Source organism: Laspinema sp. D2d (genome assembly GCF_025370755.1).
Classification (GTDB): Bacteria; Cyanobacteriota; Cyanobacteriia; order Cyanobacteriales; family Laspinemataceae; genus Laspinema.
On sequence record NZ_JAMXFC010000004.1, the window covers coordinates 197097 to 222117 of the forward strand.

Annotated in this window: 15 protein-coding genes and 1 riboswitch; of the genes, 7 read left to right on the forward strand and 8 right to left on the reverse strand. The window is 45.9% G+C overall.

All coding sequences use genetic code 11. The annotated features are described in order from the left end of the window. Positions 1–167: 167 nt before the first annotated feature. On the reverse strand, positions 168–1235 hold the full coding sequence (locus NG796_RS04415; protein ID WP_261204701.1) for a pentapeptide repeat-containing protein: 1068 nt from the start codon (positions 1233–1235) through the stop codon (positions 168–170). A 148-nt stretch (positions 1236–1383) separates the two neighbouring features. Further along, on the reverse strand, positions 1384–2319 hold the full coding sequence (locus NG796_RS04420) for a hypothetical protein (RefSeq protein WP_261204702.1): 936 nt from the start codon (positions 2317–2319) through the stop codon (positions 1384–1386). An 826-nt stretch (positions 2320–3145) separates the two neighbouring features. On the opposite strand from NG796_RS04420, the gene NG796_RS04425 reads away from it, so the two are divergent. Then, a complete protein-coding gene (locus NG796_RS04425) occupies positions 3146–4372 on the forward strand; it encodes an ATP-binding protein (protein WP_261204703.1) in 1227 nt (408 codons plus the stop codon). A gap of 103 nt (positions 4373–4475) precedes the next feature. Here the strand turns inward: NG796_RS04425 and NG796_RS04430 are convergent, their stop codons facing one another. Then, positions 4476–4904, reverse strand: a complete 429-nt coding sequence (locus NG796_RS04430; RefSeq protein WP_261204704.1) for a hypothetical protein — start codon at positions 4902–4904, stop codon at positions 4476–4478. A 307-nt stretch (positions 4905–5211) separates the two neighbouring features. Between NG796_RS04430 and NG796_RS04435 the strand changes: the two genes are divergently transcribed. From NG796_RS04435 to NG796_RS04455, 5 genes are all read left to right on the forward strand, one after another. Continuing rightward, complete coding sequence (locus tag NG796_RS04435) at positions 5212–5760, forward strand: RNA 2'-phosphotransferase (RefSeq protein ID WP_261204705.1); 549 nt, start codon at positions 5212–5214, stop codon at positions 5758–5760. Positions 5761–5875: 115 nt separating this feature from the next. Then, on the forward strand, positions 5876–6730 hold the full coding sequence (locus NG796_RS04440; protein WP_261204706.1) for a hypothetical protein: 855 nt from the start codon (positions 5876–5878) through the stop codon (positions 6728–6730). A 45-nt stretch (positions 6731–6775) separates the two neighbouring features. Next, entirely contained in the window at positions 6776–7417 is a 642-nt protein-coding gene (locus NG796_RS04445; RefSeq protein WP_261204707.1) for a ThiF family adenylyltransferase, read from the forward strand. Between the two features lie 851 nt (positions 7418–8268). Next, entirely contained in the window at positions 8269–15438 is a 7170-nt protein-coding gene (locus NG796_RS04450) for a PAS domain S-box protein (protein ID WP_261204708.1), read from the forward strand. Positions 15439–15638: 200 nt separating this feature from the next. Next, positions 15639–17738, forward strand: a complete 2100-nt coding sequence (locus tag NG796_RS04455; RefSeq protein WP_261204709.1) for a response regulator — start codon at positions 15639–15641, stop codon at positions 17736–17738. A 105-nt stretch (positions 17739–17843) separates the two neighbouring features. On the opposite strand, the gene codA is transcribed toward NG796_RS04455, so the two are convergent. The 5 genes from codA to NG796_RS04480 all read right to left on the reverse strand — a co-directional run bounded on the left by codA (position 17844) and on the right by NG796_RS04480 (position 23417). Then, positions 17844–19127 carry a cytosine deaminase gene (gene codA, locus NG796_RS04460; RefSeq protein WP_261204710.1) on the reverse strand — a complete coding sequence of 428 codons (1284 nt, stop codon included), beginning with the start codon at positions 19125–19127 and terminating at the stop codon, positions 17844–17846. A 97-nt stretch (positions 19128–19224) separates the two neighbouring features. Further along, positions 19225–20217: a DMT family transporter gene (locus tag NG796_RS04465; RefSeq protein ID WP_261204711.1), complete on the reverse strand. Its 993-nt coding sequence runs from the start codon at positions 20215–20217 to the stop codon at positions 19225–19227. 312 nt (positions 20218–20529) lie between these two features. Beyond that, positions 20530–20952, reverse strand: coding sequence for a pentapeptide repeat-containing protein (locus NG796_RS04470; RefSeq protein WP_261204712.1), 423 nt, complete (start codon positions 20950–20952; stop codon positions 20530–20532). A gap of 55 nt (positions 20953–21007) precedes the next feature. Continuing rightward, positions 21008–22750 (reverse strand): tetratricopeptide repeat protein, encoded by a 1743-nt coding sequence (locus NG796_RS04475; RefSeq protein WP_261204713.1) that lies wholly within the window; start codon positions 22748–22750, stop codon positions 21008–21010. Positions 22751–23093: 343 nt separating this feature from the next. Beyond that, positions 23094–23417: a DUF4278 domain-containing protein gene (locus NG796_RS04480; RefSeq protein ID WP_261204714.1), complete on the reverse strand. Its 324-nt coding sequence runs from the start codon at positions 23415–23417 to the stop codon at positions 23094–23096. 39 nt (positions 23418–23456) lie between these two features. After that, a riboswitch (Glutamine riboswitch) is annotated at positions 23457–23549 on the reverse strand. A gap of 313 nt (positions 23550–23862) precedes the next feature. On the opposite strand from NG796_RS04480, the gene NG796_RS04485 reads away from it, so the two are divergent. Continuing rightward, the gene (locus tag NG796_RS04485; protein ID WP_261204715.1) at positions 23863–24630 is read left to right on the forward strand and encodes a hypothetical protein; all 768 of its coding nucleotides are present in this window, start codon (positions 23863–23865) and stop codon (positions 24628–24630) included. Positions 24631–25021: the final 391 nt, after the last annotated feature.

The window sequence follows — 25021 nt, forward strand, 5'->3', positions numbered from 1 at the left end:
GCCTTAGTGCGTTGGCTATCTCGGGACTGGCGAGCAACGGACACCGCCTTTAGCTAACAGCGGAGCACGACTCAAGTCGTGCTCGTGAACAGAAACTTGAACAAACTCCGGGCCTGTTGCTACGAAATCTGCTCATTCTTTAGGGCTAAAATAAGTTCCACTGTCAGTTAACGGCATCGAGCGGTTTTGCCATTGGGTAAAATCGCGTCACAAATTATCCCTTGGGTAAAATCTACATTCTCAATCACAATCTGAGTGAGATCCGCCCCTCGCAGATTAGTATCAGTGAGTTGGACATTGCGGAAGGTGGCTCCGGTGAGGACTGCCCCCTCTAGGTCCGCACCCGAGAGAATGGTCCCCTCTAAGCTTGCTCCCTGAAGCTCGACATTTCTGAGCTGGGTATTAATCAAAATCGCCTCATTGAGAATCACCCCTTGCATATCGGCATCCAATAAATCCGCACCGGAGAGGTCCGCTTGGGTTAACAAGGCCCCTCGGAAGTTACTGGAGCTCAGGTTAGCATTTCTGAGACTGGTTCCTTGCATCTGTGTACCTTGGAAGAAGGCTTGGCGCGCACTGGCCCCACTGAGATTGGCACTATTGAGAATTGCACCACTGAGGTTGGCATTGTTGAGGGTCACCCCGAAGAGTTCCGCACCTGTCAGGTTGGTCCCCTGGAGTTGTGCCCCATTTAAGTTAGCTTGCTCGATGTAGATGCGGCTGAGATCCGTCCCGCTTAAATTGGCTTCGGTCAAATCTGCATTCGCTAGGTTAATTAAAAATAAAACGGCACCCACTAACTGGCTCCGAGACAAGTTGGCCCCTGTTAGGTTCACCCCCGTTAAATTAGCCCCTCGAAGATTGACATTTTGTAAGTTGGCCCCGGTGAGGTTGGCCCCGGTGAGGTTGGCCCCTCTTAAATCGGACCCTTGAAAATTGGCATTCGTTAGGTTAGAGCTACTCAGATCCGCACCTGTGAGGTCCGTATTACTCAGGTTGGCACCCGTCAGGATACAGGCTTGACACTGCTTTGTTTGCATTAAACGCATGACTCCTCCAGAATCTTGCGATCGCCCGGGAATAGCGAGACAAACCGCAGCTAAGACGATGAGGGAAAATCCCATCCCTTGATAAATCTGCCGTACTCGTAAACTCAATAGGTTGTTTTTGATGATTCGTTGATTTGCCATGCGTGGGGCCACCTCTGGAGTCCCGTAGAAAATCTTAATGTTCACCAGACGGTGATTCTAATCGATGTCTAACCCTACAGCACCCTATTTTTGCCGGGTCTATCCCCTTTCTTATACTCCATCCTATACTCATAGGTCTGGGAAAGGGACCACGATGCTAGTCCTAGGTGAAAGGGAAAGGGTGGGAGTTGGCCTAATTTGATTGATCGCCCGGTTTGAGGCGAAAAATATAAACGAATTTTCGGCGATCGGCAGGGAGAATTTTCTTTAAAATCCCTTCGACTTCGGCTTTAGTCCCACCGCTGGCGATCGGCATTTCTTCAAACAAGGCAATCCAGCCTTTTTTCATCCCAATTTCTCGCCAGCGCTCTAAATAAATTTCTGCATACAGCCGCCCCATTTCCTGGTAATAAATAACTTTTAAATCAACACTTTGTTTGACTAATTCTTGAATCTGCATTTCATAGGTTTTTCGATTTTCTTCACTCTGGAGATAAAATTTTAGCCGATCGCCCTCGTTCCCCGGGCCGAGGCCATCATCCGGCTGAGATTCTGGGGGGGGTTCCGCTGCTTCAAATTCGGTCAACGAGGCGATAATTCCAAATTTTTCAACGGCATGATGATAGGTTTCCTTCAGACTCCCTTTAATACTCAAGCCTAAATAAAAGGGATAGGGTTGTAAGGTTCCATCATAGATAATTTTGTTTTTAAAGGGTAAGAGCACGGTTTCTACCATGACCGGCAAAACACTCCCAACCAGTTCCGGAAAAGGACAATCTAAGGCTAACACGCCGTAAGCTTTACTCGGAGGGCGATCAGCAATTAATACCGCATAATTTTTTTGATAACTATAAATATAAAATCTCCCAGGAATAAAATTGTGCCAACTCGAAACAATTTGAAGTAAATCAGGAGAGGTTTTTAGGGGGTTTTCTTCTGCAAATAAATCAAATAGGTAAGGATGAGTGTAGAGTTGCTGACGGAGTTCGTTAACCTGTAACGGTGTCAGTTCTGACATTTCCTCCGAGGCACAGACTCCTGCAAAAAGACCCATTTTTTGATTAACGTAAATTAAAAGAGAATAGTATAGATGGTAAAATAAATCAATATCTGAATCGGCTAATTGCATAATAGAACCCCTCGATTTTATCCTGGGTGGCTTCGTTCTTTTACTATAGCCTGCCTGTCCTACTTCAGAACCCTTAGATTCAGAATAAGGACCTATAGAAGAAGGCACAACCTGTCAGGGGAGATTTCAGGTCAACAGGGGGGCTCTACCCCTCGTCGTACCCCTAGACCTGGATGATAGCGGGTCTAAATCATTCTGAGCCTAAAATGAATCCGTTGGCGTCTCTTGCGGTAGTAGAAGGCAAGATGCTCCCCCTCCGGTGGGGAATTATCCCGTTGATTTAGACGGGCGATCGACACCCATCCACAAAATTTTTTTCCCCTCTTGACAACCGTGTAACATGAATGTATTATGTCAGTATCAGAACCGTAACTTTTTAAAATGCCATAAATTTGAAATCAGAGCGATCGCCTTTCCTGTAGAGGTCTACGCCGACGGTGTTTGGTGCTGACCTCAGTCCCCATCGAAAGCCCTGGTGCTCATGAATGACTCGGACCCACGGAATCTGTCAAAATTACTAGGAAAAGACCCAGAGGAAATTGCCTCAGTCATTGACTCGGCGATCGCCCCCCATTTTTGTTAATATCTTATCCGTAGGAACTGTATGAAAAACATCATTTTCAGGTCAGTAACTTTGCTTAAATAACCGGATTTAATCAAGGCAAATAAACCGTTAAATCAACAAAACCTAACCGTTTCGATTTATTCAGGGGATAAATCCAATTTTTTCTCCGAAGCGCTTTCAATCAGGCGTTAACTGTTCCAATCCATTCAAGACTTAGGGCAAACCTTTAGTTTAGTTAGGCCATCACAACTCACTTAAATTATGGCATTTGGCAATTTTGACCACGGAAACGAACAACGCGATCGCCAATCCAATCAAGACCGGGGATTATTAGGCTCGGGTTGGCGACCCTTATCCCGAGAATTTGATTGGGGTTATTTCTTCCATCTCGCCTCTAAAGACCCCTGGGAATTAGCCCACAAAACCTTAGATGTTAGTAGTGATATTGCCGATGCGTTAGGTCGTCAAAATTTTACGTGGTGGGCCAATATTTTAAATGTATTTTCGGAATACACCCGAGGGGATTTCAATGAATTTTGGGATTATATTACCCCTGCACCAGCGGGACCCCATTGCCTCACCGCAGATATGCTCGCGGCAGAAACCCCCGTGGTTCAATTAGTGAGCCGGGACAGCATCCCGATTGATTACGTCCTCAAACGCCTCCAAGAGATTACTGTTTTAAAAGTTCTTGATCTTTTGGGTCGGCCCGATTTGATTACCCAATATTACCAAGACCGGCATTTTTATTATCCCATCGAGCGGTTTTCCACCTGGGAGCGTATCGAAACAATTGGGACGGTTTATGCCTATTGGAAAAAACAGGATATTTGGCTGCAAATCGACCATCTCGGGCGCATTCAAAATATAGGCCGCAATCAATTTCAATATACCCTGATTGCCGATGATTTGCGATCGCTGATTAACAAAGCCACCTACAATCTAGCAGTCATGCTCAGTGGCTATCAAAGCCGCGTCGGTCAAGTTCAAAGTGAATTTCCGATTCGGACCTTTCCTGCGGATATTCAATGCTTTACCGATCGCGTTCAAGATGCCATTTTTACCCAACCTCAACTCGCCGTCCTGGTTCATGGGGCACCGGGGACCGGAAAAACCGCTTGGACCCAAGCTGTGGCCAAAGAAATTCTAGTCCCCTTGGGATATGTGATTTTTATTCTTGACCATGATGCGGTAGAAAATTTCGTTCCCCCTAGTTATTTAGAAAAAATTTGCATCATTATTAATGAAGCAGATAACCTCGCCCAAGACCGGGGAAGTGAAGCCGCACAACACAGTAATAAAACTGAACATATCCTCAGCTTACTCGATGGTACTTTATATCAAAGTGTTTTAGATGTGGAGGGAATCAATGCTCAACAAAAGTTAGTGTTTTTAATGACTTGTAACACCACCGAACGATTGGATCCGGCAGTATTACGCAAAGGCAGGATTGATTTAATCTCTGAATTTGTAACTCAATTTGTGTAAAGAATTTTACGGGAATGATTAAATGAAAAAGTGGGGCGATCGCCCCACTTCCTCTACAGTCCTAGACTAAAAACCAGTCGCCGGTTCCTGCTTATTGAGTTACTTATTTCGGAGAAACTTCGATATCAGGATTCTCGCAAAAATTCATGGCAGCAGCGAAGCCTTCTGTTCCATCTTCACTGCGGGTAAAGACATCATATAAACAGGGGTCTCCATCTTCCCAGTCTTCATCAGCCCACTCAAATGGAGCCGTATCACCCGGTTCGATTGGTACATCGCCTAGGATACTGTCACCCCACTCGGTTTGCTCCGCATCATCGACATAAAGTTCAGTAATCGGGCTACCTGTATTATTGGTAACCGTAAATTTATATTGAGGGCTGGTCTTCTCAGCGTCATCAGATGGAGCGCTGCTTTCCTCAGCCTCCTCAACCTCCTCAGCGCGGGCGACTGTACTCACCAGAGGTAGGCATAATGCAAACCCCACGAGCAGAGCACGGAAGGACAGATTAACCAGAAGGTTTGGTTTCATTATAGACCCTCCTTGAGGGCAGTGTAAAAATGGATTAACTGATATCCTATCATTGCTTTTTTATTTGTCAATCCCCTTTTTTAAATAGCAGTCAGGCTGGAAAGAAAAGATTTGGATCCTGTCCTGCCTTCACTTAAAAGCTAAAATCAGAAACACCCTAAAGTGAGCTTCGGAATACTTTTATCCAGGAACATGATTCTGGGAACACCCAGGGTTTTATCTGGAAAAGGGAGTTTATTCAAAACTTCAATAAATTTTTTGATCCCCTTTTCACGTTTGTACTTATCCATTCTAGCTGGACAATTTTATGAACAAAAATTATCAACTCCTTAAAATTAGTAAATACCTCAGTTATCACTTACGACACCATCCCGAGGAAATTGGATTAGAACTGGAACCGGGGGGGTGGGTTGCGGTGGTAGCCTTATTAGCTGCCGCACAAGCGCACCAGTTCCCTATCACCCCTGCGGAACTAGAGTTAGTGGTAGAAACCAGCAATAAACAGCGCTTTTCTTTTGATTCCACTGGCACTCGTATTAGGGCAAATCAAGGGCATAGTATTCCTATCGATTTGCAACTTGATTCGAGTTGTCCTCCGGAGATTCTTTATCATGGCACGGGACATCATGCGGTTGAGTCAATTCTGGCCCACGGATTACAAAAAAGAGCGCGCCATCATGTTCATTTATCCTCGGATAGGGATACTGCCAAACAAGTGGGAACCCGTCAGGGTAAACCTGTGATTTTCACCATTAAAGCTGCCGAAATGCACCAAAATGGGCATTTATTTTACTGTTCTGATAATGGGGTTTGGCTGGTGGATGAAGTGCCACCAGAATATTTAGTTCTGGGATAAGCTGGCCCTCTTTCAAATCGATAAAGGAGTGGGAGTATCTCCCTCTTTATCAGCTTCTAAAAGTAGCCAGAAGAATTTCATAAAACTCAGAAAAATTAGTTAGGGAGAAACGCCCATGAAAAATATTCGTAACCTGCTTAAAGAATTGGCAATTCAAGAGTCTAATTTGCAGGGGAAACAGTTTCTCGCTCCAGCAGTGGAGGGGGGACGAGTCCGACTGCGGATGGCGGGTATCATTTATACCTTTGAGATTGAGCCAAAAGGGTTTGAAGGCTGGGGGATTTTTGAGGCGATCGCCCCTGGAAAAGCCCAGTTCATCGAACCTGCTGAGTTCCTCCAAATTGCCGAATATTTAGAACAATTTCCCCCAGCACGGTTATGGTTAGCTTATCCGTTGCGCGGTCAAACTTGGTTGGCTTATCCCATGAATGAATCAGACTGGCTTCAGCGCACGGGAACGGTCAAACCTGTGGTCGTTCATTTGGTGCTAGAAGGAGGAAAGTTTGAGCCCGTTGTGGTGCGTTGGGATGGTAAAAATGGCTGGTTTGAAGCCTGCGATCGCCGTGCGGACCCGATGCCTACGGAACAGCTTAGAACGGAGTTAAAGCGCTTAACTATGCCCCAAAATTTAAGCTTTAAAGGGCTGACTCCAGAAATGCGAACCGTTTATGAACAAGTCGTCCAAAAAATGGCAGAATTTAACCCCCAGTGGCAATATTACCAGGATGAAAAACGCTTGGAAGCGGCGTTAAAAATGGGCGGAGGTGAGTTACAAAGCTTTCAGGAAAGTGGGGATAAGTATTGGACTGTTCACTGGACCACCCGGACGGGGGAACAGCATACTTCGGCAATTTCTAAACAAGATTTGACCGTGTTCAGTTCCGGGATTTGTTTGAGCGGACGGGACCACGATTTTGATTTACAATCCCTGATAGGGGTAATTGAAAATCGGGATGAATGGTTCGACTGATTTTAGTTCACCACTTTTTTTATAATTACCCAGATACCCAGAAAAATGTCGATTTATTTTCACGAACAACTGTATAGAACACCGGAAGTCATGGGGAAACTTCAGGGATTTCCGGTGACCATTTGTGGGGCAGGTGCTTTAGGTGCTAACTTGACTGAAAGTTTAGCCCGCAGTGGTTTCCAAGGGTTGACGGTGATTGATCGCGATCGCATTGAAGAGCGCAATCTTTCCACCCAGCCTTACTATCGTTCCGATATTGGCGCATTTAAAGCCAAGATTTTAGCCAACAGTCTCTATCGGGCCGTCGGGATTAAACTGGATATCCAGACTAAAGAATTGACCGCCGAAAATGCCAGTAAACTCATCGGAAGTCAACCGGGCTTAGTTATTGATACCTTTGACAATAGTGGGTCTCGAAAAGCGGTAGCAGATTGCTGTGCCACTCAGGAAATCCCCTGTCTTCATGTAGGACTCGCGACGGATTATGCTGAAATTATTTGGAACGAAGTGTATCGCATTCCTTCCCCGGTTCAGGATGATATTTGCGATTATCCCTTGGCGAGAAATTTAGTCACGCTTACCGTAGCAGTCGCTTGTGAGGTAATCATTGAATTTGCGATCGCCCAAGTGCGTTCTAGCTATACGGTGACCCTGGGAGATTTTGCGATTAAACCGTTTATAGCTTGAGGTGCAGCCTTTTTAAAGAAACTGCACCTCAATCCCTCCAATAGCGGGATACCCACTCCCAGACAAACACAAAGAACCCCCCCTATTATTCCCACTCCGAGAAGGGCGGGAATAATAGGGGGGGGTGACAAGTTCCTCAAAGCGAAAGGATGAATGATCCCGATCAACTCAGGGATTTCCATAAAACAAAGTTCTGCATTAGAGGTTAGGCAAAATTAGTAAAGCCCCCCTTATTAAGATTAAGGGGGGTTGGGGGGATCTCTTATAGAAGATTTTATTTTTTGGACTTCCCTAACCGATTGAGGAGGGTTGCCCATACCCTAATCCAGATAACCCATTAACTCAGATTCCTTTGTCGGGTTATTATTTGCAGCGATCGGACGACCGTGAGGGCCTGGGGCTAATTTAGTGATTTGGCTCCCTGGATTTGTGCTATCCTGAACGGTCTGAGTTGGGCTATCCTTATCCTTCTCGTTAGGCACGTTTAGACTCCTCTATCACTGTATTGATTAACTATCTTAGGCGATTTTAGACAACCCTGAATAAAAATCGGGTAAACTAAAGGACAGAAGTAGAACCAGAATCCGGAGTTCTAGGGGATCACAGAACAATCACCCCACTCCGGGTTCATGTTGGGCCATCCGCTCATTCCAATGAACGGTTCAGGGGAAATTCAGGGGAACTGACTCGGTTGAATCGGGCCAGTTTCTAGTCAAGGCAGGGTCAAAGCACTTATCAATCCTATGATGATTTCTTAAGAACCTGCGACAAAAAAATGAATGAGTTTATCGAAGGCAAAACATGGGTTTTTCCCGGTTAGGCTTGAGTTCTTTACAGTTTGATAACTGGCTATGGGAGCTATCTTTTCAAGATTTCAACTCAAAATTCCCCTGCAACTCCTTTTAAATGTACCGCTTGTCCTACTCTTAGTTTTGACGGTAGGACTGACGAATTCTCTGTTGTTGCATCGCAGTCATGAAGCCACCCGGGTGATTGCCCATGAATTAATGAGGAAAGCGGGTGCTAGGGTGGATTTGTACCTGGATAACTATTTCTCTCTAGCTGAACAGATTACGAGAAGTAATGTGAATGCAGTTGCGTTTGAGCGCCTTGATCCCCATAATTTAGAGGAGATAGAACGCCAACTGATTTGGGAAATTTCTAGCTTCACTCAGATTCCCTATATTCTGTATGCCAATGAACAAGGGGATGTTAGAATTGCCCAGAATTTGGAGGGGAAAACGACCCTAGGGGTGATTAATCATTCCCATCCTCAGACTTTTGAGGAATACGAGATCACGGCTAACGGTCAAAGGAGCCTAGAACCTCTACAAAGGGAAGATCTCTCGTCAGATTGGGATATTCGAGAACGTCCCTGGTATCGCGCCGCCAAACAGCAGCAAGGACCCGTCTGGACTCCTCCGTTCCAACTTTGGAATACCCAAGAGTTTGCGATTAATGCGAGTTGGCCGATTAGGGACCCTGTTACCCACACCCTGATTGGAGTGTTTGGGATTACCTTACCTCTGAGCCAAGTCAATCAGTTTTTACAACCCATTAAATTAGCGGAATCTGGGGTTGTTTTTATCATAGAACCCAACGGGAAATTAATTGCGAGTTCTAGTGCAAAATCCCCTTTAAATCAAAGTTTACAGGCCATCCTCCAATTGAAAGAAACCCGGGAAAGTTCTGAGCATTTTCTACGCTCAACCCGGGACTATTTACTTTCAAAACTGCCGAATTGGAGTCAGACCCAGAGCCTTAAACAGTGGGATTTTATGGAGGGAGGTAAACATTATTTTGCCCATAGCCAGTCCTATCAAAAGGGAAAGAATAGCCTGGATTGGCGGATTATAATGGTGATCCCGGAAGCGGATTTAATGGAACCGTTGAATGAATCCTTTAAACAGAGTATGGGGTTGGGATTCTTCGCCGTTATGGTAGCAGTGGCCCTGGGGACCTGCTTGACTCATTGGATTGCTCGTCCGATTGTGATTCTCAGCCAAACTGCTGCTACTTTAGCGCACGGGGATTTACAGCGAAATTTGGATGAAAATTTGCCCATTCAGGAACTGGCGGGGATGGCGCGATCGTTCAATCAAATGTCTGTACAATTGCGGGATGCTTTTGCTCGTCTACAGACCAATTTGTACGAGTCTGAAGCGCGATATGCTACCATTTTTCGTCATAGTCCCGATCCGATTCTTATTACCCATGTCCAAAGTAGATGCTTGCTGGATATGAATAACGCTTTTTTAGAATTATCGGGCTATGAATATGATGAATTGAGCAATCGCTCTTCTAAAGATATTAATCTGATTATTGACCCGGAAGAAGCGGATATCATCCGGCAACAACTGCGAGAAACCGGGGTGGTTAAAAATCAAGAATTGCACTGGCGTACCAAATCAGGAGATATTAAATTTTCTTTGGTTTCTTGCGAAGTCATTCAACTGGAGGGGGAACCTGTTATTCTTTCGATTTTGAAAGACATTACGGAACGCCAAGCCATTGAAGGAGCGTTGCGTGAAAGTGAAGAACGATTTCGGGAGATTGTCCAGACGATTGCACAGATGTTTTTTGTGCGATCGGCCAGAACAGGAGAGTTTATTTATATTAGTCCAGCTTACGAAGCCATCTGGGGACGAAGCTGTGAAAGTTTGTATCGAGATTCTAACTCCTGGCAGGAATCAATTTATCCCGAAGACCGCCCTTTGGTGGAGAGCTCTCTCACTGAACAATTTACCGGAAAGCCGGTGCAAAGAGAATATCGAATCCGCCGACCCAATGGGGAAATTCGCTGGATTTTTGCTCAAGTTAACCTCTTGCAGGATGAAGCGGGTAACCCCGATCGCTTCATCGGGTTTGGGGAAGATATCACCTCTCGCAAAGCGCTGGAATTAGCACTCACGGCTTCTGAACAAAAGTTAAATGATATTCTCAATAGCTCGATCGCCGCGATCGTGCGAGTTAAAATCTTGAGCAATCAAGAGTGGGAAATAGATTATTTATCTGCCGGATGTGAAACCGTCTTTGGCTATACTCCCCAAGACTTTTTGCAGGATAAATCCATTTGGATGGCTCGCATCGTCCCGGAGGATTTAGAACAGGTAATTTTCCCTTTATTTGATAAAATTTTTCAAGAAACAACGAGCAGTTTTGAGTATCGATTCCAACATAAAGCGGGTAGCCTTCGCTACTTAGCAACCCGATACACCTCTCGATTTGAACCCCAGGAAAATTGCTGGTTTGTTACTCAGGTCACCGTTGATATTACCGATCGCAAACAGACGGAAGCCGCCCTCAAACAAAGTGAAGAACAATATCGGCGGATTGTGGAAACGGCTAATGAGGGAATTTGGAGCATTGATGCCCAAGACTGCACGAATTTTGTCAATCCAAAAATGGCTGAACTTCTCGGATATACCCCCGAAGAAATGCTGGGAAAATCCCTCTTGTATTTTATGGATGAAGTGGGAAAACAAGAAGCTCAAGAAAAATTAGAGCGGCGTAGACAAGGACTCATCGAGCAGCATGATTTTCTATTTTATTGCAAAAATGGCGCACCCCTTTGGACCCTGCTCTCAGCTACCCCAATTTTTAATGAATCCGGAGAGTATAGAGGGAGTTTGGCAATGGTAACGGACATTACCACCCGCAAACAAACTGAACAGGCCCTAGCTCGAAAAACCCAGCAGGAACACCTCTTAAATCAAGTTATTCAAGCGATTCATCAATCCCTCGATTTAAGTACCATTTTCTCCACCGCCACTACGGGGATTGCGAAACTGGTTGATTTTGAGCGCGCTTCTATCGTTCGTTATCTCCCGGAACAGGGAGTCTGGACTCATTTATATTCCTATAATAACGAGTCGGAATTACCAGAAGAAGTCGCTGAAGATATCCCCGATGCAGGCAATCCCTTTGCTGCACAACTCAAACAATTGCAAGTGGTGGTGGTGGATACCAATACCATTGACGACCCCATTAATGAAGAATTAGCCCGCGATCGCCAAGGCGCTTGGTTATTAGTTCCTCTCGCCGTAAACGGCACAATTTGGGGTTCTTTGAGTTTATGGAGTCCCAAATATCTCCCTTGGCAAGAGGACGAAATCGAACTCACTCGGCGAGTCGTAGAACCCTTGGCGATCGCCATTCATCAAGCGAATCTCTATCAAGAAAGCCAAGAAGCCCAGGCGGCTTTTCAAGATAGCGAATCCCGGTTACGGTTAGCCCTAGAAGTTTCCAATACCCTGGCTTGGGAACGAGACCTCATCACCAATCAAATCGTCTTCTCAGGCACAACTGTTGATTCAGTTCCTCAAGTGATTTCTTACCCAGAATATCTCGCCCTTGTTCACCCGGAAGATCGAGAAGAATTGCAGGAATTAAATGAAGAAATAATTTGCCACGGAGGAGGGTTTAAAACAGAATATAGAATTAATTTCCCCCCAACTTATCAGGAATGGCGGTGGATTCAGGTTCATGCTCAGGTAGTCCCTGATGGGACTGGAATCTCTCATCGCATGATCGGAATGTCCATTGATATGACCGAGCGCAAGCAGTCTGAAGACGTCTTAAAAATCACTTTAAATCGACTGCAAAACCTGGCCCGGGCAGTACCGGGCACTATTTATTCTCTAGTTAAACATCCCGATGGTTCCCTTGAATTTGAATATATTAATCAGGCCATCGAAGAAATTTTAGAAATCCCCTTGAATCAAATCTTTCAAAACGTGGAAGCCGCTCTTACCAATCCGATTCATCCTGAAGATAAAGCGGGATATTTGGAAGCCGTTAAAGCTTCTCGTGAAACCTTTAAAGTATTTAAACATGAATGGCGAATTTTTACCCCCTCGGGAAAAGTGAAATGGCTGCAAGAAAACTCGCAACCCGAGCAACGGGAAAATGGAGATATAGTTTGGCATGGCATTCTTTTAGATGTTAGCGATCGCAAATTAGTTGAAGAAAAACTTCGCCAGAGTCAAAATGCCTTACTCGAAGCGCAACGCATCGCTCATTTGGGAAACTGGTCTTTGAATATGGGCACTCAAAAGCTCGTCTGGTCTGAAGAAACCTTTCGTATTCTCGGATTTGACTCCCACCTCATTGAACCCACTTATCCCAAATTCTTAGAGCGAATTCACCCGGAAGATTTACACCAATTTCCCCGGAATTTTCACGACCTGGTTGCCCTAAAATGGCCCCATGACCATGAATTTCGGGTTCTTTTACCCGATGGCACTGTCCGCTATATTCTCGGTAAAGGACAGCCGATTTTCAATGAATCTGGAGAAAGAGTCGAACTTTTTGGCACATTCCAAGACATCACCGCCACCAAACTGGCCGAACAGGAGTTACGAGAAAGCGAAGAAAAATTCCGACAACTTGCTGAAAATATTCGAGAAGTTTTCTTTATCCTGACCCAATCCGGTGAGATGATTTATGTAAGTCCCGCCTATGAAGAAATTTGGGCCAGGAGTTGCCAGAGTTTATATCAAAATCCTCGGAATTGGTTAGAATCGATTCACCCAGAGGACCGCCCTTATATCCAAAGAAAGTTAATTCGGCAAATTAGCGAAGGAATGGATTTTGACGAAATTTACCGCATCGTGCAACCCCAGGGAGAAATTCGCTGGATTCGGGCGCGGTCTTTTCCCATTCAAAATCCATCGGGAGAATCCTACCGATTTGTGGGAATTGCCGAAGATATCACCGATCGCAAACAGGCGGAAGAAGCGGTACAAGAGAGCGAATCCACCCTCCGCAGCTTCTTTAATAGTGCCTCGATGTTGATGGGAATTGTGGAACTCTATCCCGATGATATTCTACATTTGACTGACAATCTTACCAGCGCCCAATTTTTTGGCACAACCCCCGAAGCGATGAAAAATCGCTTTGCTACAGAGATGGGTGTTCCCCAAGGGGCTTTGGAGATGTGGTTGCTTTACTACCGCGCCGCCCAAGACACAGGAATGCCGGTAAAATTTGAGTACCGGCATCGAATGCCGGGGGGTGAAAAATGGCTCTCGGCCAGCGTTTGCCCCATTTTTGGAATCACGAGCGATCACCCTCGATTTTCCTACATTGTGGAAGATATCACCGATCGCAAACAAGCTGAATTCGCCCTTCAAGAACGAGAAAGGATTCTCCGAAATCTCGGAGATAATCTCGATAAAGGGCTGATTTATCAGTTAGTCCGAGAACCCGATGGTCGCTATCATTTTGCTTATATTAGTGCCGGAATTAAGCGATTGATCGGCCTAGAACCCGAGGCTATTATCGCAGACGCCAGCTTATTACACGATCGAATTGTTCCTGAAGATCAACCCGTGAATGCCCAGCTTACGGAAGAATCTTTTCAAAATTTATCTCCCTTCCAAATGCAGATGCGGAAGTACACCCAGAATGGAAAAATTCAGTGGTCTCAACTGCGTTCAGTGCCGCGTCGGATGGAGGATGGACGCACCATTTGGGATGGCATTGAAATGGATATCACGGAACTCAAGCAGATCCAAGAGGAACTACAACAAGCGAAGGAAAAAGCGGAAGCGGCCAACCAAGCAAAAAGTGAATTTTTGGCTAATATGAGCCATGAAATTCGGACCCCGATGAATGCAATTTTAGGATTTTGTGAATTACTCACTGGGATGATGACTCACCCCCAACAAAAGTCCTATCTTCACACTATTGCTACGAGTGGACAAACTTTACTGGCCCTAATTAATGATATTCTGGACCTCTCTAAAATTGAATCCGGGAAGCTGGAGTTGAACTATGAACCTGTATTAATTCGCGCTTTAGTGTGGGATATTCAACAGATTTTTTCCCAGAAGGCAGAAGCCAAAGGTCTGGGCATATTTATTGAAATTAGCGAAGCGGTTCCCGATGGGATTGTATTTGATGAAGTCCGCTTACGGCAAATCCTATTTAATGTGGTGGGTAATGCCTTAAAATTTACAGAATGGGGTTCTATTACGATTCATGTCAATGCTGATTTATCCAGAAGTAGCGACCCGTATCACTTGAGTTTAGAGTTAGCCATCTCTGATACAGGAATTGGCATACCCTTGGAGCGCCAAGAGCATATTTTTGAGGCGTTTATTCAAAATGATGGGACCACAACTCGTAAGTATGGCGGTACCGGGTTGGGGTTAGCGATTACCAAACGACTCACGGAAATGCTGGGAGGAACAATTCACTTAAGCAGTCAACTCAATCACGGGAGTACCTTTACCTTTGTCTTTCCCGAGGTAGAAATTGCGAGAACCGAGAGGGGTAAGATAGAGTCTGTTCCTGTAGATGAAAATTTAGAGCAGTTCCAACCGGGAAGAATTTTAATTGTGGATGATGTCCCGTCGAATTTGGAGTTAATTGCGGGGTATTTTGGTGAAACGAAGCACGAACTACTGTTTGCTCGGGATGGACGGGAAGCCATTGAACAGGCGATCGCCTCCCAACCCCATCTGATTTTACTGGATTTGTGGATGCCTGAACTCAATGGCATTGAAGTCGCCGAATTTCTCAAAACCCACCCAGAAACCCAACAAATACCGATTGTAGTGGTCACCGCTTCGTCGCGATCCAGTGATGAAGCCCTCGTTAAATCCGTATGCCAGGGGTTTCTCCGCAAACCGCTGATGCGATCGCAACTGGTTACCCTTTTAAAGAGTATTTTACCCCAGGAAGAAGGGGAAAACGCCCTGACCCTTTGTTCACCCATTCTGCCTATTTTGGACAGTGAACAACCCGGCGATCGTGAAGTAGTCGGAAAATTACCTGCATTACTGGAACAACTCCGCCAGGAAGAAGAAACCACTTGGCCGATGTTGTCTCAAAGCATGAAACGACGTGATTTAAGAAACTTTAGCGATCGCTTGCACGCTTGGGGGTTAGAATATCAATGTCAGGTACTCTTAGACTATGCGACGACTCTCCAAACCCAGATAGCCGCTTTTGACTGGGAACGCCTGCCTAAAACCCTAGAAAAATTCCCCGAGGTTAGACGCTCATTATCATGAGTCCATCTTTACTGGGGCTGATGGTTCAAATTGAGAAAATCTTGTCCAGGGAATTGATTCCCCAAGCCTCCCGGGTGGTGGTCTGCCCAACTCAGAGTGCATCCGGTTCCTTGTTCTCAATCAACCCGAACTCCGCTTGTTTAAGGGACTCCCCGGCCAAACCTACCTCTAACTTTCCCCAATGATGTGGCACTAATTGGATGAGTGCCTTGGGCCGCTGTTTAATTCTTACCCGTCAAATCCCAACTTTTATGTTGCTATTTAAACCCGAAGATTGTTTAATTTTAGTGGTAGATGACGTCAGACAAAATCTACAGGTCATTGGTGAAATATTAGAATTAGCGGGGTATGAAACCACATTTGCCCCGAGTGGTCAACAAGCTTTGTCTCGGGTAAAAACCGCCCAGCCGGATTTAATTCTTCTGGATTTAATGATGCCTGAAATGAGCGGAATAGAAGTCTGTGAAATTTTAAAAAAAGACCCTGATTTTAGCGAAATTCCGATTATTTTTTTAACCGCTAGTAATGAGATAGATAATTTATTGCAAGCTTTTAAAAAGGGAGCAAATGATTATATCACCAAACCCTTTCGCTCCGAGGAAATTTTAGTTAGAATTGAAGCTCAGTTAACTAATAAAAAGCTCAAGCAAAAGCTCGAAGAAAAAAATCAGGAACTGGAGGCAGAAATTGGGGTTCGGCGACGCACGGAAGAATCCCTACAACAGGCCATAGAGTTAGCGAATGCCGCGAATCGGGCCAAAAGTAGCTTTCTAGCTAATATGAGCCATGAGTTGCGGACTCCTCTGAATGCAATTCTCGGGTTCACTCAGTTGTTGACCCATAGTTCCAACCTCACCCTAGAGCAAAAAAATAATTTAAGCATTATTCATCGCAGTGGTGAACATCTTCTCAAGTTAATTAATGATATTTTAGATTTATCAAAAGAGGAAGAAGGGGAAATTACGGTAACCCCATTTATCTTAAAAGATATATTGGTCGAACTTCAAGAAGTGTTTGCCCTGAAACTGCGAGAAAAAGGGCTTAAATTAGAAATTTTAGTAGAAAATCGGGTCCCGACCACCATTGAAAGCGATCGGCTCAAACTCCAGCAAATTTTAACCAACCTCCTGAGTAATGCCATTAAATTTACCTTCTCCGGAGGAATTAAATTACGGGTCAATGCCATCTTAGACCCGGAAAAAACATGGTTAAGTTTTGAAGTAACTGATACCGGCATCGGGATCAGTCCCGAGGACCTTAGCAAACTATTCCAACCATTTGTACAGACGGAAACGGGCCTAGTTAACCCAGAAGGGGCAGGACTTGGGTTAGTGATCTGTCGTAAATATGTGCGCCTGTTAGGGGGAGAAATTACCGTCAGTTCGGAACCCAATAGGGGAACTACGTTTAAATTTCAAATTGTTGTGAAGCCCGTAGAACCCAAGCACTCCGATAAAGAGCCCGATCCTACCCTCCATCGCATTTTGGTGGCTGATGAGGAAGCCACGAACCGGGAAGTCTTAACCACTATGCTCTCATCCGAAGGATTTGAGGTGAGAGAAGCCAAAAATGGTCAAGAAGCCCTAGAAATTTACCACAGTTTTGAACCCCATTTAATCTGGATGGATGTGCGAATATCCCTGGTGGATGGATGCGAAGCCGCCCAACAGATTAAAGCAACTTCTAAAACATCCATCCCCCCCATTATCGCCATGACTACCCGGATTGTTGAGAAAGATAAAGACTCGATTTTATTGGCTGGATATGATGATTTCCTCGTTAAACCGATTCAAAAATCTCAAGTTTTTGAAAAAATTTTTAAACACTTAGGGGTCCCGGACACTTTTGAAAAAATCCCGCCTAGTGAAAGTAATCAGTTGCGTTGGAAAAATTTCAAAAAATTACCTACGTCCATGCTTTGTGACCTAGAATATGCAACTTTAGCCCTGGATGATGACCGACTCGATCGCTTGCTTCCAGAAATTCCCCCAGAATGCGGCGAATTAGAACAAAATATTCGAGATTGTCTGGAAAATTTTGAGTATCAAATTATTTTGGATGCGATTAAATCGGCTAAAATTGAACGGTTTGCCCACTCCCACTTGATCAGTGAATGGATGATGCAGATGACCCAGGCGGTCCATACGGCTGATCTCAGTGAAATCAAGGAACTGATTGCTCGACTCCAACCACAAAATAGCGCATTAGCTAACCAGTTAGAATATCATTTAGGGAATTTAGATTATCAAAATATTCTCCGGGCGATCGCAGACTTGGAGGAAACCCAATCTCCAGATTAATTCCGCTCATCCGGCTTTCAGCCTCCTCTTTCTATTCCCCTCTTTACCCGCTAAATCTTGGAGAAAATTCAGTGGATTGCTTTGGGGTCTAATCATCTGGAAAGGTTAATGGTTAGATGGCTCTAAATTTAAACGCTTCCCCTCCAATTCCCAAGTTGTGATTGCAGGTTGAGTTTGAGCGATTAATCGGCCTCGCACCATGACATATCTCACCGGAGGCCGACGGCGTAAAACCTCAAATTTACTATCCGCTTGCCAGATAATTAAATTGGCCGGTTTGCCAATTTCTAAACCATAATTATCTTCAATTTGTAAGGTTTTTGCGCCGTGAGTGGTAACCATATCATAACAGGCATTGATTTCCTCAATTCCAGTCATCTGGCAAACATGAAGCGCCATGTAAGCCACATCCAGCATATTTCCGGTCCCTAAACTGTACCAGGGGTCCTGAATACAGTCCTGGCCTAAAGAGACATTTAAACCGTTTTGCCATAATTCTTTGACTCGGGTGATGCCCCGTCGTTTGGGATAAGTATCGGTGCGTCCTTGGAGAGTAATATTAATTAAAGGATTCGCCACAAAGTTAATCTGCGATCGCCTCAAAAATCCCATCAATTTATTCGCATAAGCGTTATTATAAGACCCAAAAGCTGTCGTATGAGAAGCCGTGACTCGCTCACCGAGGCCACTGCGAATGGCACAAGCGGCTACCACTTCCAGAAAGCGCGACTGGTCATCATCTATTTCATCGCAGTGAATATCAATCAGTCGCTCATACTGTTGCGCCAGTTCAAAGATCCGATGCACCGATCGCACTCCATCCTCCCGGGTCAATTCATAGTGGGGAATCCCACCCACCACATCCGCACCCAGTTTTAATGCTTCTTCCAGCAATTCTGCCGTCTGGACCTCTCCGTAAATCCCATCTTGGGGAAATGCGACCACTTGCAAGGTCATACAGTCTTGAATCGCCTCTCTCACTTCTAACAGGGTCTGTAATGCCGTGAGGTCTGGCGTACTCACATCAACATGAGTACGAACGAATAACACCCCCTGGGATGCCAATTGTTTCAAGGTTGCCATCGCCCGTTGCTTGACATCCGCCCGGGTCAATTGGGGCTTACGTTCCCCCCAAATTTGAATTCCCTCAAATAACGTACCGCTTTGATTGTACCGGGGTTCTCCGGCAGTTAAGGCAGAATCTAAATGAATGTGAGATTCAACCAACGGAGGACTAACCAAGTGACCCTGAACATTCAGTTCACGAGGGGCCTCTCTGGGAAGTTGGGGGGCGATCGCTGCGATCCGCCCCTCTTCCACCTGAATATCCACCTGTTCCCCAGTGAGTAAGCGACAGTCTCGCAAGATTAAGCGATCGCCCTCTATCATGTTTTATCCCTGGATTGGCTAATTTTTTTCTAATGATGCTTTAATTCCGGTGACTCTTCGCCACTGGATAAATTTTGGCTGGATGAATGCCCACGGATTAATCATACCAATCTTGCCGAACCATTGGTTCAGTAATTAAGACTAATAATCCTAAAATGACAATCACTAAAGCAAAGATTTGTTTAAGATTCAAAAAATCCTGAATCAAGATTGAACCCAAGAGAACAAACCATGCCGGGACACTGGCGATCGCGATCGCCCCCCGAGTCACTCCAGCGAGTAAAATGCCGTATGCAGTGAAGGAATAACCGACTAGAGTTAACATCCCTAAAATTAGACTCCCGACTATCAGACGGGGTAACTCCGAGAGTGGCATCGCGATCGCAGTCCCGGGTAACGGGAAGATTAAACTCAGGGACGCAAATCCCAACAGGGTTGCCAAGGCGATCGCACTAAAAGGGAGGGGATGAAGCGATCGCGTCCCTCGATAGGTCAACAGCAAAGAACTCGCAAAGGCAATCCCCCCAACAATACCCGCCAAAATTCCCAAAAACCCTTGGATAGGAGTTGCCGCAAACATAGCCGGAACTTTTAAGGCGAATAAACTCCCAATAGTGACAATAGTCATCGCCGTAATCCGAGTTTGATGGGGACGATATCCCCAGAATTTCCAGGCCCCAAGGGTAGTTAAAATGGGATAGATCAGGAAAAATCCCACGACGACCCCAGCGGGAATTTGCCAACAGCCAATCGCGATCGCCTCCCACGCTACAAACAGGGAGAATCCACTCAGAATGGCAATCTTTAAGACCTTAGTATTTTCTCTTCGGAATATCTTTTTGAGGTCTTCTCCCAGTTGGGGATAATAAAATTTTCCCAGCATCGGAATTCCCGCAACAGAGGCGAGGGTCTGTATCCAAAAAATTAACTGCCAATTCCCCGGCGTCTGCGGAAGCAATCCGCCCCATTCAATCGTTCCGAAGATGAATTTTTCCTGGAACATTATTCCGACGAAAATGGGAAACAAAGCTAACTGAACCGCAGCCAGCATCAGCAGCCATAAACCCGACTGAATATAAGAGGATCGCATAGTAAATTGGCAGGATTTGAGTGATTTTCATGCCCTAAATTAGGCCAGTTTAGCAAGGGGAGTTGAGGGGAGCAATCCGGAATGAGGGCTAAGGTTTAATTCCTAGGGGGCTTTGTAGAATTTGGCAAGAAGTTTAATGCAAACTGTCCAAAAAATTGGCAGTAAAAACCCAGTTTCTTGTCTTTTAGCTTTAAAATTGTATCGGCACTCTCCTCTTCAGTTCTTGCCCCTACTCAGAAATGTTGTAAAGCCACCTTGTTAATTGTCCCCTTGATGGAATCGGGTATCCATCCTTTTAGTCTCTCAACGAATTTATTCTAAACCCTGACTCCGGACTTCTATACCACTGATGCCCTGAAGCACTGCCCCTGTAAAGTCCGTACCCGTAATATTAGCACTAACTAAAATCGCATCAAGCAAATTTGTCCCGCTAAGATTGGCATAACTGAGGTTGGCACTAAACAAATTCGTCTCAATCAAAATAGCATTTTGAAGGTCAGCAGCGGTTAAATTGGCACTCATAAGATTGGCGTAAGTGAGAGTGGCTTCTCGCAAATTGGCACCCATTAAATCCGCACCCCGTAAATCTAAGCCGGTGAGGTCGGCCCCACTGAGGTCACAGTTGCGACATTCATTCCCGGTTTGTAGCTGCAAGAGGTGTTCGGGGTTCGCACTGCAAGCCAGATTGGGGAATATCCCCAGTTGAATCAATCCAACGGCTGTTGCTACTGTCATTTGTTTTAACATTGCTTGACCCTGAATAAGAGGGAAACGAACTGACTTTTTTCCTCTAAGTTAAATCAGTTTCAGTGGGAAAAACTGGATTTTGTGCCAGTTTTTCATGAAGGCGGTTCCGTTTGTCGATCGCATCGGTACAGGTGGGATCAACTTCCAGGGCCACGCCGTAGGATCGGGCCGCTTCGGGATAGCGATGCAATTTCTCCAAGCATTCTCCTCGGCGCAACCAAGCTGGGGAATGGGTGGGTTTCATTTGGATCACCGTATCATAAGCACCGATCGCCTGGGGATATTGACCAATTTTACTTAGAACCCGCCCTCGTTTCATCCAGGGTTCATAATGGTTAGGCCAGATAGCGATCGCCTGGTCATAGGCCACAATTGCATCAATATACCGCTGGGCTAAAGAGAGTAAATCCCCCCGTTTCATCCAGGCTTGAGCATCGTTGGGTTTAACTTCCAGCACTTTCCCAAAGGCATCGAGAGCTTCAGTATAGCGTTCGAGTTTTTCCAACACTTCGGACCGCTTCACCCAGGACCGATAAAGAAACATCGGTTCTTGGGTCACTTGGACGACTTTTTCATAAGCAATTAAGGCTTCTTCATATCGTTGAAGTTGCTCTAAAGCCAGTCCTCGGTGATACCAAGCTTCGGGAAAATTGGGCTGAATTTGAAGGGCATTGCTCAGGGCTTGAATGGCATCTTTATAGCGGCCTAGCCCATACAAAGCCATGCCCCGACCCAACCAAGCTGTGGATAAATTGGGATTAATTTTAGTGGCTTGGTCAAAGGAACTTAAGGCGACTTCATACTGACCGGCATCCGAGAGGGCGATGCCACGATTCATCCAAGCTTCGGGCCAATTGGGATGTAATTCAATCGCTTTATCAAAACAGCCGATCGCCGCTTCTACCCATTGATGTTTGAGGGCACGGCCTTTATAAAACCAAACTAAGGGATTGCTGGGGGCGAATTGAATTACCCGATCAAAGGAGACGACGGCATCGGTATAGCGTTGCAACTTTTCCAAGCTGACTCCGCGATTAAACCAGGATGCGGCATTCTCTGGGACGAGTTGCAGGGTGCGATCGTAAGCGGTGATGGCTTCGGTGTAGCGCTGTAGGCGATCGAGGGCAACTCCTTGATTAAACCAAGCGGCTGGATTTTGGGGGTCCAGGGCAACGGCTTGTTCCAGGGATGCTAAGGCCAATTCTGGGCGATCGAGGGCTAGGAAAGTTAGAGCTCGGTAATACCATCCGCCAGAGAGTTTAGGTTTGAGTTTGACGACTTTATTAAAGGCAGTAACGGCGGCTTTATATTGTTGGAGTTCTAAGAGCGATCGCCCTCGAAAATACCAGGCTTCATATTGATTACTATTAATTTGAATGCTTTGATCAAAAGAAGCCAAGGCTTCCTGATATCGGTTTAGGTGAAACAGACACCGACCTCGGAAGGTCCAGCCCCAATAGTCATCGGGGTTGACTTGAATCGCCCCATCATAACCAGCGATCGCCTCTTCATAGCGATGTAAATTCATCAGGGCCGTGCCGCGTTTCAGTAAAGCCCGATGCATGGTGGGCTTTTTTTGAATCGCTCTATCATAAAAGCCGACGGCCCCGGCATAATTTTTTTGTTCATACAGTCGATTCCCCCGTTCATAGTCAGAACCCGCTCCCAGCAAGTGGTTGACCCAGGACCACACCGGGGCAATCGGTCTCGCCGGAGGTGAACTTTCCGGGGGCGATGGGGGTGGGGTTAACCCTTCGGGGGGCTGCAATTCGTCAAATTGGGTCATAATTAACGAGGGCTAGGTTCTCAAAAATCGGTGATTAATCCAGGGTAATGAGCTTAAACGACTGAGCAAAGCTGAACCGGCTGCTGATCTCTCCTTAATTTTGACATATAAAGACCCCTTCCTTTGCTCTAGGACTTCACTTCACTAGCAGCCAGAGAAACCGCGTCAGTTTACTCATTTTTGGGTCTTGTCGTTATGGGACCGATGGTCTAGTTGCCATTGTTTGCCCCATAAAAGCCCATAAAAAAATATCCCCCCGATGGGAGATATTTTAAGCGGTTAAGTTGTTGAGAATTTATACTCAGCCTTTAGCGAACCAGGCTGGGTCTCAAATTACTTTCCCTTAATGGGCAAGAACCGGGATGCTCTTGAGTTCAGCCGTCAACCGGCTCAACATGGACCGCTGACGTTTTGCCCCTTTGACTTGCCGATCCATCATCAGACGGCGCGCTTGTTCCGGTGTCGAGGGATTTGCGGACTGCGGTTCACCAGTGGTCAACGCAACGCCCCGATACTTCAGTTCCACGGTTGCTTGTTGAACCGGCGCTTTCTTCTGATTGCAAAATTTCCAATCTAACCCGCGATATTTACCAGCCAGTTCGCCTTCGGTAACATCAACTTCGGCGGGAGTATATTCGTAAGTGGTGCCACGATATGAAAGTTTCATGTTTTTCGCCTCCTAAATAGAGTCTTGTTTGTAGGTTGAGGCGCGTTCCTTCGGGAGTGACTCCCTACTTCCGTCCCTTGCCAGTTTCATGCCGTTCAGAGATGAACTGGCTTGTGGTTAGGGATGAACGATTTACTTTCTGTATTCATTGTTACCGTTTGAAACTGAAATGTCAAGAGTTTTTCAATTTTTTTTGACAAAATACCTCTTAAGGCATAGGGTGAACTCTATTGACTAAGCTGAAACATCTGTAGGGTGGGCATTTGGGAGGTTTTGGAGAGCCTTTACCCCCACCCCGGAGGTTTTCAGAGACTCCGACCCCCACGAAACCCTCCTGACTGCAACCGGGTCATCTGCCTTCATCAGAGTAGGGGGATTGCAAAGCAAGCCCCTGTTCCGGGTAATCTCAAGCCTTGACATGATTCAACAGAGGAGAAACCTGATCATGACTTATCGAAATACAGCCCGTTATCTCTTGAGTGTCCTAATGGTGTTGGCCGGGGCTGCATCCCCCACCATCGGGGCGATCGAACAGCCTGTGCTTCAGGAAATAGAATCGAATCAAACTGCATTTTTCTGGCGACGACAGTCCGCACCCGATCGCCTTGAAGGAGTCTGGGGGATTACGGAAGCGAAAACTCCCCGGGGTCAAGCTTATACCGGCAGTCTGGATATCACCGCGATCGGGAATACCGACAACCTTTATCAAGTTTCTTGGGAAACCTCCGAAGGCAATTATTCCGGGTTGGGGTTCTATGAAGAGGGGCGCTTACTGGTGGGGGCCGGACTGGATGAGGAGATTTATGGTGTGGCCCTGTATCGAATCGAGGACGATGGCACCCTAGATGGCAAATGGACCCTGAGTAGTGCCAAGGGTGAAGTCGGCACCGAACTTGCCACCGGAGGGCGATCGGGACAGTTAGCCGGGACCTATCAAATTAGGAGTACAGACCCTGGAGAAGCCGATTCTTCGTTCAGTGGAGAATTAACCATTACCGAATCCCGCGATATCTATCAAGTCACCTGGAATGTCGATGATCAAACCTATCGCGGGATCGGGTTGCGGGTGGATGATTGGCTAGTTGTCGGGTGGGGGACTAGCGCTAACCTTGCGGTGTTGGATTATGAATTTAAGGGCAATGAAGCGACGGCACGTTGGGCGAGAACCGGGAGTCGGGAACTGGGGATGGAAAAGATTTCCTTAGAAGATTAGACGGCCCTCTCGTCAAGGGATTTACCCCAGGTCCCGTCCCCTCTCAAAGATTTCAGGATGATGCTCAATTCTGGACGAGAGCAGGAATAGAGGATGAAACGGAATTCGGTTGTGATAGGTCTATAAAACCCCGCACCCTCAAGGGTGCGGGGTTTTCTTGTAGCTTTGGACTAGAGAACGACTTCAGTCGTTACTACAATCTGGGGGCAACGGTACAAGGGGAACGACTTTAAGTCTGTAGGTTTTAGGTTGATGGGGTAGGGGTAAGGGAGATCAGGTTAGAGTGATGTAAGCCGTCGATTAAAAACGATAGGCTAGAAATAAGACAAAGGCGTTCAAGCTAGTTTTTAGCTGAATTGCCTTTCGGGGATCTATAGTAATGAGTAGACAC

What these genes read in the sequence shown, in the direction of transcription:
- codA (WP_261204710.1), bottom strand. Translation starts at nt 19,127, where the DNA reads ATGATAGAGGGCGATCGCTTAATCTTGCGAGACTGTCGCTTACTCACT.
- NG796_RS04470 (WP_261204712.1), bottom strand. Translation starts at nt 20,952, where the DNA reads ATGACAGTAGCAACAGCCGTTGGATTGATTCAACTGGGGATATTCCCC.
- NG796_RS04485 (WP_261204715.1), top strand. Translation starts at nt 23,863, where the DNA reads ATGACTTATCGAAATACAGCCCGTTATCTCTTGAGTGTCCTAATGGTG.
- NG796_RS04455 (WP_261204709.1), top strand. Translation starts at nt 15,639, where the DNA reads ATGAGTGCCTTGGGCCGCTGTTTAATTCTTACCCGTCAAATCCCAACT.
- NG796_RS04445 (WP_261204707.1), top strand. Translation starts at nt 6,776, where the DNA reads ATGTCGATTTATTTTCACGAACAACTGTATAGAACACCGGAAGTCATG.
- NG796_RS04475 (WP_261204713.1), bottom strand. Translation starts at nt 22,750, where the DNA reads ATGACCCAATTTGACGAATTGCAGCCCCCCGAAGGGTTAACCCCACCC.
- NG796_RS04480 (WP_261204714.1), bottom strand. Translation starts at nt 23,417, where the DNA reads ATGAAACTTTCATATCGTGGCACCACTTACGAATATACTCCCGCCGAA.
- NG796_RS04430 (WP_261204704.1), bottom strand. Translation starts at nt 4,904, where the DNA reads ATGAAACCAAACCTTCTGGTTAATCTGTCCTTCCGTGCTCTGCTCGTG.
- NG796_RS04450 (WP_261204708.1), top strand. Translation starts at nt 8,269, where the DNA reads ATGGGAGCTATCTTTTCAAGATTTCAACTCAAAATTCCCCTGCAACTC.
- NG796_RS04435 (WP_261204705.1), top strand. Translation starts at nt 5,212, where the DNA reads ATGAACAAAAATTATCAACTCCTTAAAATTAGTAAATACCTCAGTTAT.
- NG796_RS04465 (WP_261204711.1), bottom strand. Translation starts at nt 20,217, where the DNA reads ATGCGATCCTCTTATATTCAGTCGGGTTTATGGCTGCTGATGCTGGCT.
- NG796_RS04425 (WP_261204703.1), top strand. Translation starts at nt 3,146, where the DNA reads ATGGCATTTGGCAATTTTGACCACGGAAACGAACAACGCGATCGCCAA.
- NG796_RS04420 (WP_261204702.1), bottom strand. Translation starts at nt 2,319, where the DNA reads ATGCAATTAGCCGATTCAGATATTGATTTATTTTACCATCTATACTAT.
- NG796_RS04440 (WP_261204706.1), top strand. Translation starts at nt 5,876, where the DNA reads ATGAAAAATATTCGTAACCTGCTTAAAGAATTGGCAATTCAAGAGTCT.